This window comes from Stutzerimonas chloritidismutans, assembly GCF_020783375.1.
Taxonomy (GTDB): domain Bacteria; phylum Pseudomonadota; class Gammaproteobacteria; order Pseudomonadales; family Pseudomonadaceae; genus Stutzerimonas; species Stutzerimonas kunmingensis.
In genome coordinates, this window is sequence record NZ_CP086067.1 from 1,986,156 (window position 1) to 2,000,426 (window position 14,271).

13 protein-coding genes are annotated in these 14,271 nt (G+C 58.3%); 8 read left to right on the forward strand and 5 right to left on the reverse strand.

The genetic code is table 11. The features are described 5' to 3' along the window. Positions 1-46: 46 nt before the first annotated feature. The 6 genes from LLJ08_RS09325 to LLJ08_RS09350 all read left to right on the forward strand — a co-directional run bounded on the left by LLJ08_RS09325 (position 47) and on the right by LLJ08_RS09350 (position 4,837). Positions 47-709, forward strand: a complete 663-nt coding sequence (locus tag LLJ08_RS09325; protein ID WP_228208784.1) for a hypothetical protein — start codon at positions 47-49, stop codon at positions 707-709. A 67-nt stretch (positions 710-776) separates the two neighbouring features. Then, positions 777-1,472: a hypothetical protein gene (locus tag LLJ08_RS09330; RefSeq protein ID WP_228208785.1), complete on the forward strand. Its 696-nt coding sequence runs from the start codon at positions 777-779 to the stop codon at positions 1,470-1,472. Positions 1,473-1,510: 38 nt separating this feature from the next. Beyond that, positions 1,511-2,167 carry a hypothetical protein gene (locus tag LLJ08_RS09335; RefSeq protein ID WP_228208786.1) on the forward strand — a complete coding sequence of 219 codons (657 nt, stop codon included), beginning with the start codon at positions 1,511-1,513 and terminating at the stop codon, positions 2,165-2,167. Positions 2,168-2,910: 743 nt separating this feature from the next. Beyond that, positions 2,911-3,495, forward strand: a complete 585-nt coding sequence (locus LLJ08_RS09340; RefSeq protein WP_228208787.1) for a hypothetical protein — start codon at positions 2,911-2,913, stop codon at positions 3,493-3,495. After that, positions 3,495-4,103, forward strand: coding sequence for a hypothetical protein (locus LLJ08_RS09345; protein ID WP_228208788.1), 609 nt, complete (start codon positions 3,495-3,497; stop codon positions 4,101-4,103). The genes LLJ08_RS09340 and LLJ08_RS09345 overlap by 1 nt, the downstream gene beginning before the upstream one ends. A 41-nt stretch (positions 4,104-4,144) precedes the next feature. Then, positions 4,145-4,837, forward strand: coding sequence for a hypothetical protein (locus LLJ08_RS09350; protein ID WP_228208789.1), 693 nt, complete (start codon positions 4,145-4,147; stop codon positions 4,835-4,837). 90 nt (positions 4,838-4,927) lie between these two features. Here the strand turns inward: LLJ08_RS09350 and LLJ08_RS09355 are convergent, their stop codons facing one another. The 4 genes from LLJ08_RS09355 to LLJ08_RS09370 form a co-directional block, all read right to left on the reverse strand. Continuing rightward, the gene (locus LLJ08_RS09355; RefSeq protein ID WP_228208790.1) at positions 4,928-5,950 is read right to left on the reverse strand and encodes a helix-turn-helix transcriptional regulator; all 1,023 of its coding nucleotides are present in this window, start codon (positions 5,948-5,950) and stop codon (positions 4,928-4,930) included. Positions 5,951-6,852: 902 nt separating this feature from the next. Then, positions 6,853-9,009, reverse strand: a complete 2,157-nt coding sequence (locus LLJ08_RS09360; protein ID WP_228208791.1) for an AAA family ATPase — start codon at positions 9,007-9,009, stop codon at positions 6,853-6,855. Between the two features lie 221 nt (positions 9,010-9,230). Next, on the reverse strand, positions 9,231-10,103 hold the full coding sequence (locus LLJ08_RS09365; protein ID WP_228208792.1) for a hypothetical protein: 873 nt from the start codon (positions 10,101-10,103) through the stop codon (positions 9,231-9,233). A 336-nt stretch (positions 10,104-10,439) separates the two neighbouring features. Further along, positions 10,440-11,264: a helix-turn-helix transcriptional regulator gene (locus LLJ08_RS09370; protein ID WP_228208793.1), complete on the reverse strand. Its 825-nt coding sequence runs from the start codon at positions 11,262-11,264 to the stop codon at positions 10,440-10,442. Between the two features lie 98 nt (positions 11,265-11,362). Here LLJ08_RS09370 and LLJ08_RS09375 point away from each other — a divergent pair, with 98 nt between their 5' ends. Continuing rightward, positions 11,363-12,937: an MFS transporter gene (locus tag LLJ08_RS09375; RefSeq protein ID WP_228208794.1), complete on the forward strand. Its 1,575-nt coding sequence runs from the start codon at positions 11,363-11,365 to the stop codon at positions 12,935-12,937. Positions 12,938-13,013: 76 nt separating this feature from the next. Then, positions 13,014-13,808, forward strand: coding sequence for an APH(3')-II family aminoglycoside O-phosphotransferase (locus LLJ08_RS09380; RefSeq protein WP_228208795.1), 795 nt, complete (start codon positions 13,014-13,016; stop codon positions 13,806-13,808). A 113-nt stretch (positions 13,809-13,921) separates the two neighbouring features. On the opposite strand, the gene LLJ08_RS09385 is transcribed toward LLJ08_RS09380, so the two are convergent. Beyond that, the gene (locus LLJ08_RS09385) at positions 13,922-14,269 is read right to left on the reverse strand and encodes a MerR family transcriptional regulator (protein WP_228208796.1); all 348 of its coding nucleotides are present in this window, start codon (positions 14,267-14,269) and stop codon (positions 13,922-13,924) included. Between the last annotated feature and the right edge of the window lie 2 nt (positions 14,270-14,271).

Consider the following 14,271-nt stretch of genomic DNA (forward strand, 5'->3'; position numbering starts at 1 on the left):
GTATAACGAGTTGCTATCAGCCTTCGATCTGTCACGATTCCGTCCCGTGGACACCGGCCTGGCCGGGATCTTCCTGCCTTCGGCCCCCGTCGGTCCCGTGAAGCTGATGATAGTCGGGCAGGAGACGCGAGGCTGGCTGGGCAGCTTCGCAAAGGTCTATGACACTCCGTTGCAGGAGTATGTCGCGGCTTCCATGGCCCGTCACCGTGACCTGCTCGCAGGGCCACCCAGAGGCTCGAGGTTCGGGCAGTTTCACCGCCAGGCGCAGCGGACGCTGAAATCCGTCGAGGGCTCGGTTGCGTGGCACAACCTGTTCTCCATCAGTTTCAAGGGACGATCGCCGATCGCCAGCAAGGCGATGGGACTGATAGCCGAACTGTCAACACAGTTACTAGTGAAGCAGATCGAGCTGCTGCAGCCGCGAGCCATTCTCTTTGTTACCGGCGCGGGCTATGACCGGTACCTCAAGGCATGCTTTGACGGCCGCATCCGGGACAGTTGCGTCGTCGAGCCCCGGCGACTTTGGCGGTTCCGCATGGGCGACACCCTTTGCCTGCGGACGACCCACCCCCGGTTTGCCTCCGGCAACCCCCATCGAGTGCAGGCACTGCAGGAAGTTGCGGGTGAACTGGCGTGTGCCCGCTCCCGCGCCTCCTATGCCCATAGTCCCCAGGCCTGCGTCGGCGGGACGATGCCGGCGCTACTGTGAACTAGATCAAGGAAGGCCGCGGGTAACGCCCGCGTGTCCAGTCGCAATCATTATTTTGGAGATCGGGATGCTGCATGCCATCAGCAGGAAAAAGACCTGTCTGCATTACCGTTACCTCGGGCACAGGGAGGAGGGGGAACGTCGCGTAATGGAGGAGGACGAACTCACCGCCATCCTGATGGGACCCCTGGCTTTCTTCCCGGCATCGGCGGTTTCAGCACTGTGGCGGGAGATCATCGGGCCTGGAACGGATTGGCCGGAAGGCGAACCCGTGCGGGCCGGTGTCGAGTTCTGGCCTTCGCGAGTCAATTCAGGGCGCCGAATTGAACCCGATCTGCTGGTTTCGCTGCATTGGCGTGACGGCACTCGTCGGCTTCTGCTGGTCGAGTTCAAATGGCGTGCACCGTTAAGCGGGGAGCGGCAACTCCATCGGCAGTGGCTGGATTTCCTTTCCGATGAGGAACGCGAGACAGCCCTTCACCTGTTCATCGCGCCGGAGGTTAGCCAGGGGCTGGGCGCGCTGGCCGAGGAAGATGTCTGGCGTCGCCGGCTCCTGCTCCGAACCTGGCAGGACATCCTGAACAGCGCCGAGAGTTTCAAGGGCGCTGGGCAATCGCCGCTCGCCGAATGGGCAGTACAGATCGAGAAGGTCCTTGGCCTGCTGGGAATCTCCGCATTCGGCGGCTTTCTGCGGCTGGGTCCTCCCTCGCTACCGGAGCCTCACAGGGCCGCCTTCTGGCATGGCACCGATATCGAGTACTGACCCCGGCGACTTTTTTCTCGAATGGATGAATTACAGGCATGACGATGGATATTGGCAAGGCGATTACCGACAGCGCAACGTTTCTCGCCGGCGTATACCGAGAGAGCGGTAATCTTTCAAACCTCCTCAAGCAGCAGATCAGTGCAGCGCTCCTAAATCCCGATTTGAAGGGGCTATTCCGGTCAACGGGGCCATGGATCGGCGCGTTCGAGGAAGATCCGACTCGCTGCATGTACTACTCGCTGGGTGCGTCCCTGCCGCTGACGCGCAAAGGTAAACGCGTTACGGATTGCGCCCTGTTTTTCCAGATCAGTCTTGCCGGCGAGGGCATGGCAGCAGTCGGCTGCTCGGAACCGCTGCTGCACATCGGGCTCTGGGACGAGCCGATCAGCTTCTCCAACAATTACTACATGGGCTTTCCCCTCTTCAGCGAATACGAGGTCGCCCCCGAGATCGATGGCGAGGTTCTGATGCGCTGGCAGGGCAACCCGCCCGGTGGGCTTTGGCTGTACAGCCTCAGGTTGGCAGCGGTAAATACCCCGGACGACATTCAACGCAAGGTGGTCGAGCCGGTAAGGGCCCTTCTGGCCGGGCAACCCGTTGAGGTGGCGTTGCCGGCCTCATTGAGCGGAGTTGTTCGCTATCGCGCGCTGGCAGAAGACAATGGCAACTACTTGATCAGTTATTCCGATTAGCCGGGTGCCCGCGCCGGTTGAGCCGTTATTCTTTGATGTGTGGGGAAACGCTTCACTGTGCGGGTATTTCGGTCGGTTATCGATCGAGGTAGTTATAATGCCGAAACTAATTATTGATTAGGTCATGAATTGAATGCCGGTTTAGTTGCCTGCTTAAGCAGGTTGTTTTTATGTGGCATAATTAAAAGCTGAGGCATCTGTTTTTGAATAAAGCTGCTCGTGTCTAGCGTGTGGAAACGACGACGTCGATGCTGAGGTGCGGGCATTAATGAGTCCTCTATGTAATTTGAATCGTAGGAATAACGTAAGCGCGTAACAGAAATAGTCCACGAGTTACTTGCACGGAGATATTCCCATAGTGTCTTACCATTGCATTCGATCTCAGAGAATGCCTTCAGAGGATAGAGGGCGAACAGAGTATTATTATACCTGTTCCGAGTGTGGGAACTCTGAGGTTTACCTTGCTTCCCTTACTACTAGAACGCGGGTTGCATTGCGCAAGTCCGACCTAGGCTTCCCGGAGCTGTTTGAATCGCCGGCCGGGTTGGTTTATAACGATTGTGAACCCGTGCCGCAGAATGCATTATGTCCCAATTGCAATATGGAAAGTTTGACGCTTGCCAGAGTGGCTACCATTTGTTGAGGTGCGCTCGCAGGTAGGGCTGGTCGCTCGCTGCAGATCGGGAAGGCCATTTGTGCGGTGCGCTGAAGAATAGGGGATTGCAATGGATCGAGCAAGGCAGATGTCCCGCGCTTACTTGAAGCGACTGGAAGCCTTTGAGGCGGAGCATAAGATACTTTTAAAGTTCCTGGCAGGGACCTCCGTCGGCCGGTGGATGGAAAGCATTAATGGAGCGGTTTTAGAAGCTGCTGATTGCAACGATTCAATCGGCTGGCTCAATGTTGATGGTTTGATGGATGAGTTCTATCTGAGCATTGGCTCTGACTTAGATGGAAAGCGGGTTGTGGACAAGGCTGATATCCCAAGTGGTCTTGAGCATAACTACGAGGGGGTGAGTGATTTAGAGTTCGGGATGTTTCTCAAACGTGTCCGCGAGCAGTTTATTTGCGCGCTTGATGATCTTAAGGAGCTGCGGGAAAGGCTCGATGGAATCAACGCTTTAGTCACTTTTTTTGACATGCATTACGGGCTCGCCGTCGAAGAGAGCGGTGAGGATAGGAAGGACCTTATCGCGTTGTCACACAACCTGGCCGTTCGCTGGGATGAGTATGTTTCTCTCGCGAGAAGCCTTTTGCAGACGCCCGACTGGTCAGTGGGCGAGGATTGTGACGAGTCGTTGAGTGGCTTCTTGAGGGGGCGGGATTGATGAACCTCAGTCAGCACCGCATCAGTGCTGGATTGGCGGCAGCGGAAAGACTGCTAGGTGATTCCGTTTCTCAGATGGTGAATTGCAGGGACATAGGAAAGCTTGTTGAGTTTTTCCATGAAAAATATATTGCGGGAGAAATCAATTTTATCGAGGGTTGCTGCTCGGATGTAATTGATCTCCTACAACTGAGCGCTGACTTCAGTCGTACGGAGTTGCTGCGGCTTGCTGAAGCCTCCCCAGAAAATACAGTTGACGCAGAAAATATTGTGCGTTTGTACCCGCGCGAATCTCGATCGCTTGAAGAGATGCTTCGCAGTTACTACTTTAAAGATGGTGAAGAGGCGCCGAGCGGTGTGCTGCAAAGGAGTATTTTGAGATCCCTGTTTGGGAGGTCGCAAAGATACTGTAGCGTTGTCTCTAAGATGGCATGGGCCTACGAGCAAATACTATGTGTGGGTGCAATTGGGGCGGGCGACCGCCGCGCCATTAGAAAGCTGGCATTTTCGTCGGATTTACACTTTTACTCGGAGCTGGCGCGGCTCTCGCGAGAGGAAAGAGATGATCTACTGGGGATGTTGATTGCGGAAATTTCCGTCCAGAAATAGGGCTGGATCACTGATTTTTTTGCGGTTGGGAGATCGTTTCGTTGCGAACGAATGTATACATTGAAGATCATGCGGTGCCTCAGCTTTTTACCACTGCAATCGAGGCGTTTGAGTTTCGACACCAAAGTACCTTGAGGGGTAAGGGGTACGATAAGCTCGAGACATTCGGACTGCTTTGGGGCTATTCGATCCCCAAGAAGGGCGGTGCCCCGGCAAGAATCGTAGTGACGATGGCGACGGCCGAGACATCGGCGGTCCGCCATTCGCATTGGGTGCAGCCAAACTACGAGTCTGTCGGAGCAAAGAAGGAGTTCTTCGAGAAATACTGGCCTCATTTGGAGCTCGTTGGGACCTTCCACTCGCACCCTTATGAAGGCCTGAAGGATATCAATAGGGTTTCGGGATGGCGGGCGTCTGATGACGACAAGGTTTTCTGGCCAACATTTCATGAGTTGGTCGCCCCGGAGCAGGGCTCTCTTCTGCATCTAGTCATTGGTATAACTCGACTGGAACGAAAGGGGTCGGCTATCCCTAGCCGACTTCCCAATAGCGAGTATGAGAAAGGGTATGTGCTTTCGGCGGAACATCGAAAATTATGGCTAAGATGCTATGGCACCGAGTTGGTCATCAATGATGAGAATCAAAGGGTATATGTCTTCACCGATGAAGCGGCTCTAGAAATACCTGCGCTCGAGAAACGGTTTCAACAGGCCAGTTACTCTTCTGGCGTGTAGGTCAAGTGGTATGCCCAGCGAGGCTTTTGACTGCTCGCTGGCGCGGGGCGGACGGCCAGCGGATGGCGGTGCGTCTTGCTTGCTACGAAGCTAATCTACAGCCTGGTTACGATCGTGAAGGGCAACTGCCTCCAACAGACGCTGCACAATAGAACCTTGAAGGTCGGCGGGCTTGTCTATCCTGATTGAACCGGCATGCGACAGGATCCACCACCGAAGCTCCCAACTGTCGGCTACGGTAGCCGTAAGCGTCGCGCCGTCCGGCAGTGGCGATATCTCCATATCCTGTGAAAGAGGCGTCTCGCGCATGAGCCGCGCTAGCCCCTCCGTAATCCAGGCTTCGAGCCGGATTGACTGTCCGCTGCCGAACTGCATCGGTCCGCTTTCGATGTAGCGCTGCAAGTCGAAATCCGGCGGGCGATTGGCGGGACGATCAATCGGTGCGGCCGCCTGGACCCGGTGGAGAACGAACTGCCGGATATCCTCGAACGGTTCGGCAATTGCGATCAGGTAGGTGACCTGGCCGCGCTGTACCAGTCCGAGCGGGCTAAGCGTCAGGTCGTGGGTCTGATCCTTGTGAGCTGCGTAGTAACGGCACCTAATCTGCAGATCTTTCAGCAGAGCGTCCTGTACCTTCTCAAGAACGTCCTTGTCGATTACGGGTGCAAGCAGTGAAAGGGCAGGCTGGACGCTGGCGACCTTATCCGCCCAGCGTGCCGATGCGCTTTCTGCACTGAGAGACTCGAGCTTGCGTTGTGCCTGCGCGAACTTGGGCTCAAGGATAGCGAGCAGGTTGGCCGGGACCAGCGGACGAATACTGCTTTCGACGAGCCGCATCGTCAGTGCATCGCAGATCGAGAGACCTGGCAGTTCGGCGGTCGAACCTGGGGTCCAATACCAGCCGAAGGGCGTTCCCTTGCTGTTGCACTGCAGGGGAAACAGTCTTGAGAGTTCGACGAGGTCGCGTTCAACGGTACGCTTGCTGGTCGGGTGGCCGGCCTGTTCCAGGCCTTTCTGAAGATCTGCTGCAGTAACGCCCGGCGCCCTTACGGGCAGCATCTTCAGCAGCTCCCATTGGCGAGCCAGGGTAGAGCGGGTAGAGCTTGCGGGCACGTATCCCACTCCTTGGATCCAACATTGCTTAATGGCGTTTTACCGTTATTGCGCCTGGCGCGTCACCAGACGGCTTGCATCCGACGCGTCTATATCGGCGTTCAGGCCCGTGTCTGCTTTCAGGGTTCGTTGACCTAAAGGGTATGGCTGGAAATCCATGCTTCGCGCGTTTCGCGAAGCCGCTGGCGATTGTGGAAGATGAAGCGACCCAGCGCAGCAGCGCCCTCCCAGAGTGCGGTCAGATCTCTACTAGGGACAACCTGGTTCTGTGGCGTCTCGCCCAGAGCGGAGCCGTTGACCTGAATGGCTTCACAGACAGTACCGTTTCGGCTCGCATCGTTTAGCAGGTGACGCGCCCATTCCGCGTTCACCCCGTCGATGAGCTCTACATGGAGCGGTACCGATGGCCGGGTGGAAGGTAAAGGGCAGGAGCTGCCCCCAAGGACCGGAGGCAGGGGAGGGCTCCGCACATCACGGGCATGCCTGCCTTGGCAGGAACTCCAGGTCTCGCAACCGACAGCGGACAGTGCCCTTACAAGCGACGCTATTCGAGGATCAAGCGCCGTAAGCGGTATCCTGGGGCGAAACCGGTTTCGCCTGAAGCGATCGACCCCGATGCAAGCCGGAAGCTCGACGCACGACTCGACATGCCGACCTTCAAACAATGCATCCATATCGGTTGTATTCAGTGGCTGGTCCGGCATGAGGAGACGGAAGGGCAGTGTGTCCACTGGCCAGGGTGCAAGAGCACTATCCAGTCCCATGCGCCTCAGGCAGGTCTGAAGAACACGCGCATCGCCGGGCAGGACCATCTCGCTTGTTAGGAGAATCGTGCTCCGCTGCTTCTCCACGAGAAACCCGCGGTTAAGAAGTGCTTCGGATAACAATGCCATGGCCGCGCCTCAATGAACGAAGCCGATTGGCTGGGGCGTGCTGGCTTGCTTCAGCGAAGCCTCTGCGAGAACCGCCTCGATCAATTCCTCCGCCGATCTGAATGGCTTGAAGCGAGCACACCTGGATACCGCGGCGAAATCGCCGGGTGTGACGGCGGGGTGTCGAAGCAGGTGGGCCAGCGCTAGCGTCTCTGGGCGTTGTAGGCTCATCTCCGCCAGGTGCTGGTCGAGGAGGGCGGAAATTTGCTCCGGCTTCAGGTACCCAAAATGAATCTTCAGGTCGAAACGCCGCATCGCTGCCGGGTCCAGGTTCTCCATGAGATTGGTCGAGGCGATGAACAGGCCCCGGTAACTTTCCATCTGCGTGAGCATTTCATTGACCGCACTGACTTCCCAGCTATGGCGAGCCGTCCGCCGGTCCTGGAGAAACGTATCCACCTCATCGAGAAGCAGAACGGCGCCATCCCGGCTCGCCGTTTCAAAAGCCTCGGCGAAATTGCGCTCGGTCATTCCGACGTAGGGCGACACGAGATCGGATACTCGGCGGCTGTGCAGCGGTTGACCCAGCTCCCTGGCGATCCAGCGGCCAAATGCCGTTTTTCCAGTGCCCGACGGCCCGTAGAAGCAAAGGCGGGCTTCCCTGTGCCTGCGAATGCCTTCGACCAGTTCTTGAAGCCCTTGGTCCGCGTTGACCAGATCGGGGCTGTAGAACGCGGGGAGGTTTTCGTACCCACAGGAGGCCAATGACGGAAAGCCTTGGGCAGCCAGCGTTGCGTCGACCAGTCGCTCGACCGATGGGCCAAGATCGTCAACGTGGGGCGTAGTCGTTTCTGCCACCGCAATTGCTCTGGTGATAACCGCAGGGGTGAGCTGTTCATGTTCGGCAAGGCGCGTGGCAACCGGTTCGCGTACACGTCCGCCGCTAGCGACCTCAACAAGATGGCGGCGCTGCGCCCGCGGTGGATTGTCGAGATTCAGGACGATGTCGAAGCGCCGAATGTACGCGTTGTCGAGCGCATCGATTCTGTTGGTCAGCCAGAAGCAGGGGATCGGATTCTCTTCCAGCATACGGTTGGTCCAGCCTTTGTGCCGTGGGCGCTCCCCAAGCACTGCGGCCAATCCGTCGGTTGCACTGAACAGGTCTTCAATTTCGTCCATCACCAATAGTGCGCGGCGCGAGGCCAGGACGGATGTTGCCGAGCGCAATGCGGATAATCGCCCTGGCCCGTCAATGGGATCACCGTCCTGGTCAGTACAACTGATCTCGAAGAGTTCGGCATTCAGGCCCGAGGCAATTAGGCGCGTAAGCTCACTCTTGCCCGTCCCCGGTGGGCCGTACAGCAGGACGTTCACGCCACCCAGGTTGCGTTCGAGGGCAACGCGCAGGTGCTCCTCAATCATCTTCAGCATCGGCGCCACGTGGCGGTAATCGTCACGAACCATCCTTGGGGTTGGCGCAAATCGAAAGGCACCAGCGAACAGCCCAATTGGGTCGCCCTGGTGATGGCAGAGCTGGAATGCGAGATCAGTGCTTTCGGTCTGCAGAACGCTTCCCAGATCCTCGCGGTGCGACCAGCGACCGAAGGTATCGATCAGCCCCGCTCTCAGCAGTGTTCCAGAGCGAGCCAGGTTGTCGCGAATCCGGTCCTGCGGACACTCCAGCAGGTTGGCCAGCACCCTCAGCATCCGGTTGAAGCTGACCGGCCCGATGAAGCGGCTGCACTCGTGCAGAAGCGTATCGCTCGAAAGCAGCGCGCTGAATGCAAGGATCCTGCGGTCCACCTCGTCCAGTCCGACCAGGTTGCCAAGCGTTTCCACATTGCTGCGCAGGGGTTCCGGCAGTACCAAGCCGGGAAAGCGTTTTAGATGAGTCCGGCGTTCTTCGCGAAGCTTGAGCAAGATGCGCCTATAAAAGCTTGTACTTGGTTCGTCGCCGTTTCTGCGAGTTCCGCGGCGCATGACAGGCTGGCCGTCCTCGTCCTCACTGCAGCCATCGAGCGCAAGCACCCCGAGGCATTCCGCAATGTCATTGTCCCTGAATCCCTCGCCGGTAACGAACTCGGCACAGCCGCCCATGTCCAGCAGCAGCGCATACATCCAGCGCACAACGACCGGTGGGGTTTCGTGCGCCAGCGTGATACTTGAAACGGCGTTCGACTGCGACATGGTTTAGCTCCAGCGATCCATTAGGGGCTAGAGTCGCGTAGCGGTGCGACGGAATACGTCGCGCTCATTCGTGGTGGCAGTCGATCCCAATGCGAAGCCGAACAGGGGCGCGAAGGGCTGGCTTCCGCTCGGTCTGCATAGCTACGTCGAGGTTAATGACGATGGGGAGGTCCGGTTTTGTACAGACCGGGCAATCATGCTTGGTGCGAGATGATGCCGACCTACCGCATCGTCGCTGTATTGGGTGTCGTAGGGTGACGGACCAGCTCGCTACGTTCATTTGGTGTGATGAACAACAACGCTTTCCCATGATCCAGCACCATCGGCGGCGTCCGCCCACCTTCCGGCCGGCGCTTCGGAGACATGTAGAGGAACACTGTCTCCGGTAACGCCTGGCTGATCTTTCTCGCCAGTTCGATTGAATGAATGGGATCGGCACCCAGGCAGCCGACATCGAACGATGGGTACTGGATCTCGTGTCCCGCAAGAAAGCCGTAGGCAGCGCCACCGTCACCTATGAAGGTGGGCGTCGGCTTCGGACCTATGGTCTGTGTCTTGTACACCTGGTAAGACGCGCCACAGTTCTTTCCATCCAGATCGAAGTCCAGTCTTGTTTCCAGGAATGGGTAGAACAGGGCGAGCCGCTCCTGGTGGGCTTTTTCTATGTGGTAGGCAATGCCTTCGGCGTTCAGCGTCGTTTCGATTGCGTCGAGGACGAGCTTCGACAGGACGAGCGCAGCCTCGTCCCTGTCTTTGGCCTGCTCTTCAGGAATCCAGGCCAGAAGGGCATTGCGGTCCATCTGCGCGGGCGGGGAGAACAGGAAGCTCAGCAAGCCGAGCCCCACGGCATCGCCCATGGCAAGATCCAGTCCGTTGGCGGACTCGAAGGAGAGGGCGCTGGTAGTGACGTCCAGCAGCCCGCTGATACCCACGCCGGGTATCTTGTCGGCGGGATAGTCCTCTGCCTTGGACAAACCGGCTGCCTTGGCGACGTTCAATGCGCGGCTCGCGCTGGGGTCGTAGGCGCGGGGCTGGGTTGCGCAGCCGCCGAGAAGTAATGCCACCGCCAGCGTGAGTGCAGGTGTACGGATCATGGATGTCACTATCATGAGCGCTTGAAAGGGGAGATAGGGTAGGGTGATGTCTACGTGCCATCAAGTGCGCTTTTGGCGCAGGGTCGCCCTTTAACGCCACGGTCGGCCGTGTGATAGCCGGATCCACAGCCCGCGCGCTCACCGTTGATTGCGTACCCGACGCCCGGGTAGGCAGCGCTGGCTTCGACATCCTTTTAGTGAGCGGAGATTACCGTACCGATTGAGCGTCAGGTGAAGTGACGACTTTTCGCGGACTCACCGATGCGGTGTCGATGGTCCCGCGAAACAGCACGGCACGCTGGGAAAGGGGTGAAGGGAAACAGCAAGATCGCTTCTTTATCCCGTAGCACTTGGCATCACAATCTCGGGCGCTTGAGCTGGAAGGTACACAACCATCCTGAGGTGCCGATATTCATCCACGGTCAGGGTTTCGTGATGAAACCTGTGCAGAGCGCCCCCTACGTCCACAACGGAACTCACGCCACGCTGCGCGACCGCGCCTCCGGGTTCTATCCATGCGCGGCGAAAGCTCGGCGAAAGCGATTGAAGCGTTTCGATGATCTCGAGCATCGCTGGATCTTCGGGGGCAGTGGCTACGTCATACTTGAACTGGGCCACGAGCCCCGGGGTGTCATTATCCCATGCTGGCAATCGTCGACGCATGTCGGGGGCGGCAAACGCCAAATACAGCAGGTTGCGATCCCGCAAATCTCTGGAACCGAACTGAAAAAGGTCATCTGCTGCCGCGTTCCACGCGATGACGTCCCATCGAAGGTTCTGCACATAGGCCGGCCTGGGCAGTTCGTCCAGTAACTGCTGTATCCCCGCCGAAACTGATGCGGGCTGGCGCGCTTCGGGTGATGGTGGTCTGCGGTGTGCAAGAAGGAACAAATGATTGCACTCGGCGTCGTCCAGTTTGAGTGCATAGGCGATGCCCAGAAGAAACTTCTCCGATACCTGGATATCACGTCCCTGTTCAAACCACGTATACCAAGACAGACCGACGCCTGCGAGCGCCGCGACTTCTTCCCGCCGCAGCCCGGGCGTTCGGCGGCGTCCGGTAGAGGGTAGTCCGACGTCCGCCGGGGTCAGCTTCTGTCGATGGTGCAGGAGAAACCCAGATAGCTCCTTGCGTGTGCGCCTGAGGCTTCGATCAGACATGACGGTTGTTCCTGACAATAGGATAACTAGCCAAATTGTAATGGGCTAATCGTGCCCCGATGATGTCGCTTCCGCAACCTGAACATGGCGAGGGCACGATGAGTATTTCCCTGGAATCCAGATCTCCTGGAACTCGAACCGTTATATCCACGGCTGCGGGCGGCAAACGAGCCGGACCTCGCGCCTGGGCCGGGTTGGCATTGCTATCGCTGCCTACGATTATGCTGGGCCTGGACCTGACGCTGTTGCATCTGGCACTGCCCGCGCTTGCGCTTGACCTCAATCCGACCAGCGTGCAGGCACTGTGGATCATGGATGCGTACGGCTTCTTCATCGCGGGCTTCCTGATCACGATGGGAACGCTGGGTGATCGTATCGGACGGCGCAAGATGCTGTTGATCGGTGCGGTAGCCTTCGCCATGGCTTCAGTGGTTGCCGCGTTTTCAACCAGCGCCACCATGCTGATCGTGGCGCGCGCTGCCCTTGGGGTGGCTGGGGCAACGCTGATGCCCTCAACGCTTGCGCTGATCAGCAATCTATTTGCAGATCCGCGTCAGCGGGCGCTTGGCATAGGCATCTGGGCAACGATGTGGGGCGTTGGGTCAGCATTGGGACCGGTAGTCGGCGGGCTTATGCTTGAGTGGTTCTGGTGGGGGGCTGCGTTCCTGCTGGTGGTACCCGCCGTGTTCCTGCTGGTGCTGCTCGGGCCGTTCGTCCTGCCTGAATATCGTTCGCTCGATGCCGAACGAGTGGATCTTGTGAGCGTCCTGCTGTCCCTGTCTGCGACGTTACCCTTCGTCTACGGCGTCAAGCAGATTGCCAAGGAAGGCCTTGTTCTGGACGCCAGCTCGGCAATCATCGTCGGGTTACTGTTTGCGTGGCTCTTCGTGAGACGTCAGCGGCGACTCTCAGACCCTCTGCTTGATCTGTCTCTGTTTTCCAATCGGGCGTTCTCCGCTGCGCTCGCTGTGCTGCTGTTCGGTCTGGTCGCGGTTGGCGGCACCATGCTGCTTGTTGCCCAGTTTCTGCAGCTTGTCGTCGGATACTCGCCCTCGGATGCCGGCCTGTGGATGGGACTGGCTGCGCTGGCGATGATCATCGGTGGCATCGGCGCTCCGCTCCTGGCCAGGGTGATACGTCCCGGCTTTGTCGTTGCTGGAGCCTTGGCGTTGTCGGCGGTGGGTTATCTTCTGCTCGTGCAGGTGACGGACACGAGCATGGGCGTTCTGTTGGCTGTTGTTTCGCTTGCCTTGGCCTACTTGGGAAATGGAACTATCGCGGCGCTGGGCACGGATCTGGCGGTTGGCACCGCACCGGCAGGGAAAGCTGGGTCGGCCTCGGCGATGACCGAGATGGTGCAGGACCTCGGGATATCGTTCGGCATCGCATTGCTTGGCAGTATCGCTGGGGCCATTTATCAACGAACCATCACCCCTTTGCTCGCCGGCGATCTGCCGGCAGGTGCGCGGGACGCGGTGGCAGACAGCCTATGGGCTGCTTCGGCGAGCGCCTCAGAGGTACCTGCTGACCTGATTGCTCATGCGCAAGCTGCTTTCGTGGCCGGTCTTCAAGGCGCAGCCTTGTTCAGCGCCGCGAGCGTTGGCGTGCTGGCGGTGATTTCAGCAATTGCGCTGCGGCACGTGCGCTCAAACGGCGTAGATACCGGGCATTAGCCGTTCGGTGCATGAGGCGCCTATAAGCGGCCGATACTCAAGGGATTATCGATTCGACAATGTTGAGGTAGATGCCATGAATGACAAGGCAAGCCTGATTGAACAGTTGCCGGTTGCCTGGAGGAGCCTGTTAGCTGGTTACCACTGGGCTTTGCAGGACCAGGGGTGTTCAGGCGCTGCGGTGTTTCGGCTTACCGCGTTCGGCCAACCATCACTGTTCGTAAAATCCGAGCCAAGTGATCCGCTCTGTGAGCTGCGGGACGAAGCGGCGCGCCTACGTTGGTTGGAACGCACGGGTATCCCCTGTGCGCGGGTCATCGATGCACTTAGCGAGGGCGGAAGGGATTGGCTCCTCCTGGGTGAGGTACCAGGAGAGGATCTGCTGTCTTCATCACTCGACCCTGAAAGGAAAGTGACGATCATGGCTGACGTCGTTCGCATGCTCCACGCGCTCGATCCGTCCACATGTCCATTCGACCACCGGGTAGAACTCCGAATCCGCCGCGCGCAGGCCCGGATGGATGCCGGACTTGTCGATGACGAGGATTTTGATGACGATCATGTTGGCCTTTCTTCAGGCGAGTTGCTTTCCCGGCTGCATGAGCAAAGGCCCGTGTTCGAGGATCTGGTTGTTACGCATGGAGACGCCTGTCTACCCAACGTAATGGTGGATGAGGACCGTTTCTCGGGCTTGATCGACTGCGGCCGACTAGGTGTAGCTGACCGATACCAAGACCTAGCGCTGACCTGCCGTGATATCGCCGAGGAATTGGGAGAGGAGTGGGTGCAGGTGTTCCTTCGGCGCTACGGGATCGAAGCCCTCGATCCGGCCCGTGCAAGCTTCTATCGGCTACTTGATGAGTTCTACTAGAGGGGCGGCAATGTGCATCCTGACCTTGCTCGCCCGCCGCGCAAACGAAAGAGTACATCGCAGCCAATCTTGAGAAAGGATGCTCCTGACCGATTAGTTCATCCAGAGCCCGCTTACTGCACTTCCAGCAGAAACCTCTCCAGCACCTTGCGACTTCGCATGAGCGTTTCGGTTTTCTGATCGATCAGCGCGATCTGCTCGGCCAACGTGGAGCGGAGCTCGTCGCACGGCTCCAACAGATGACCTTCGCCTCGAATGCACGGCAGAAACTGCTTGATCGTCGCGAGTGTCATGCCTGCGGAGCCGAGCAGTTTGATTCGCTCGACCGTTTGCTCTTCGCGAGGCCCATACACCCGAAAGCCGTTCTGGGTGCGCTGCGGCTTGAGGAGTCCTTCCTCTTCGTAATAGCGCAGCATTCGAATGCTCACCGTGCATCGCCTGGATAGTTCACCGATCTTCATGT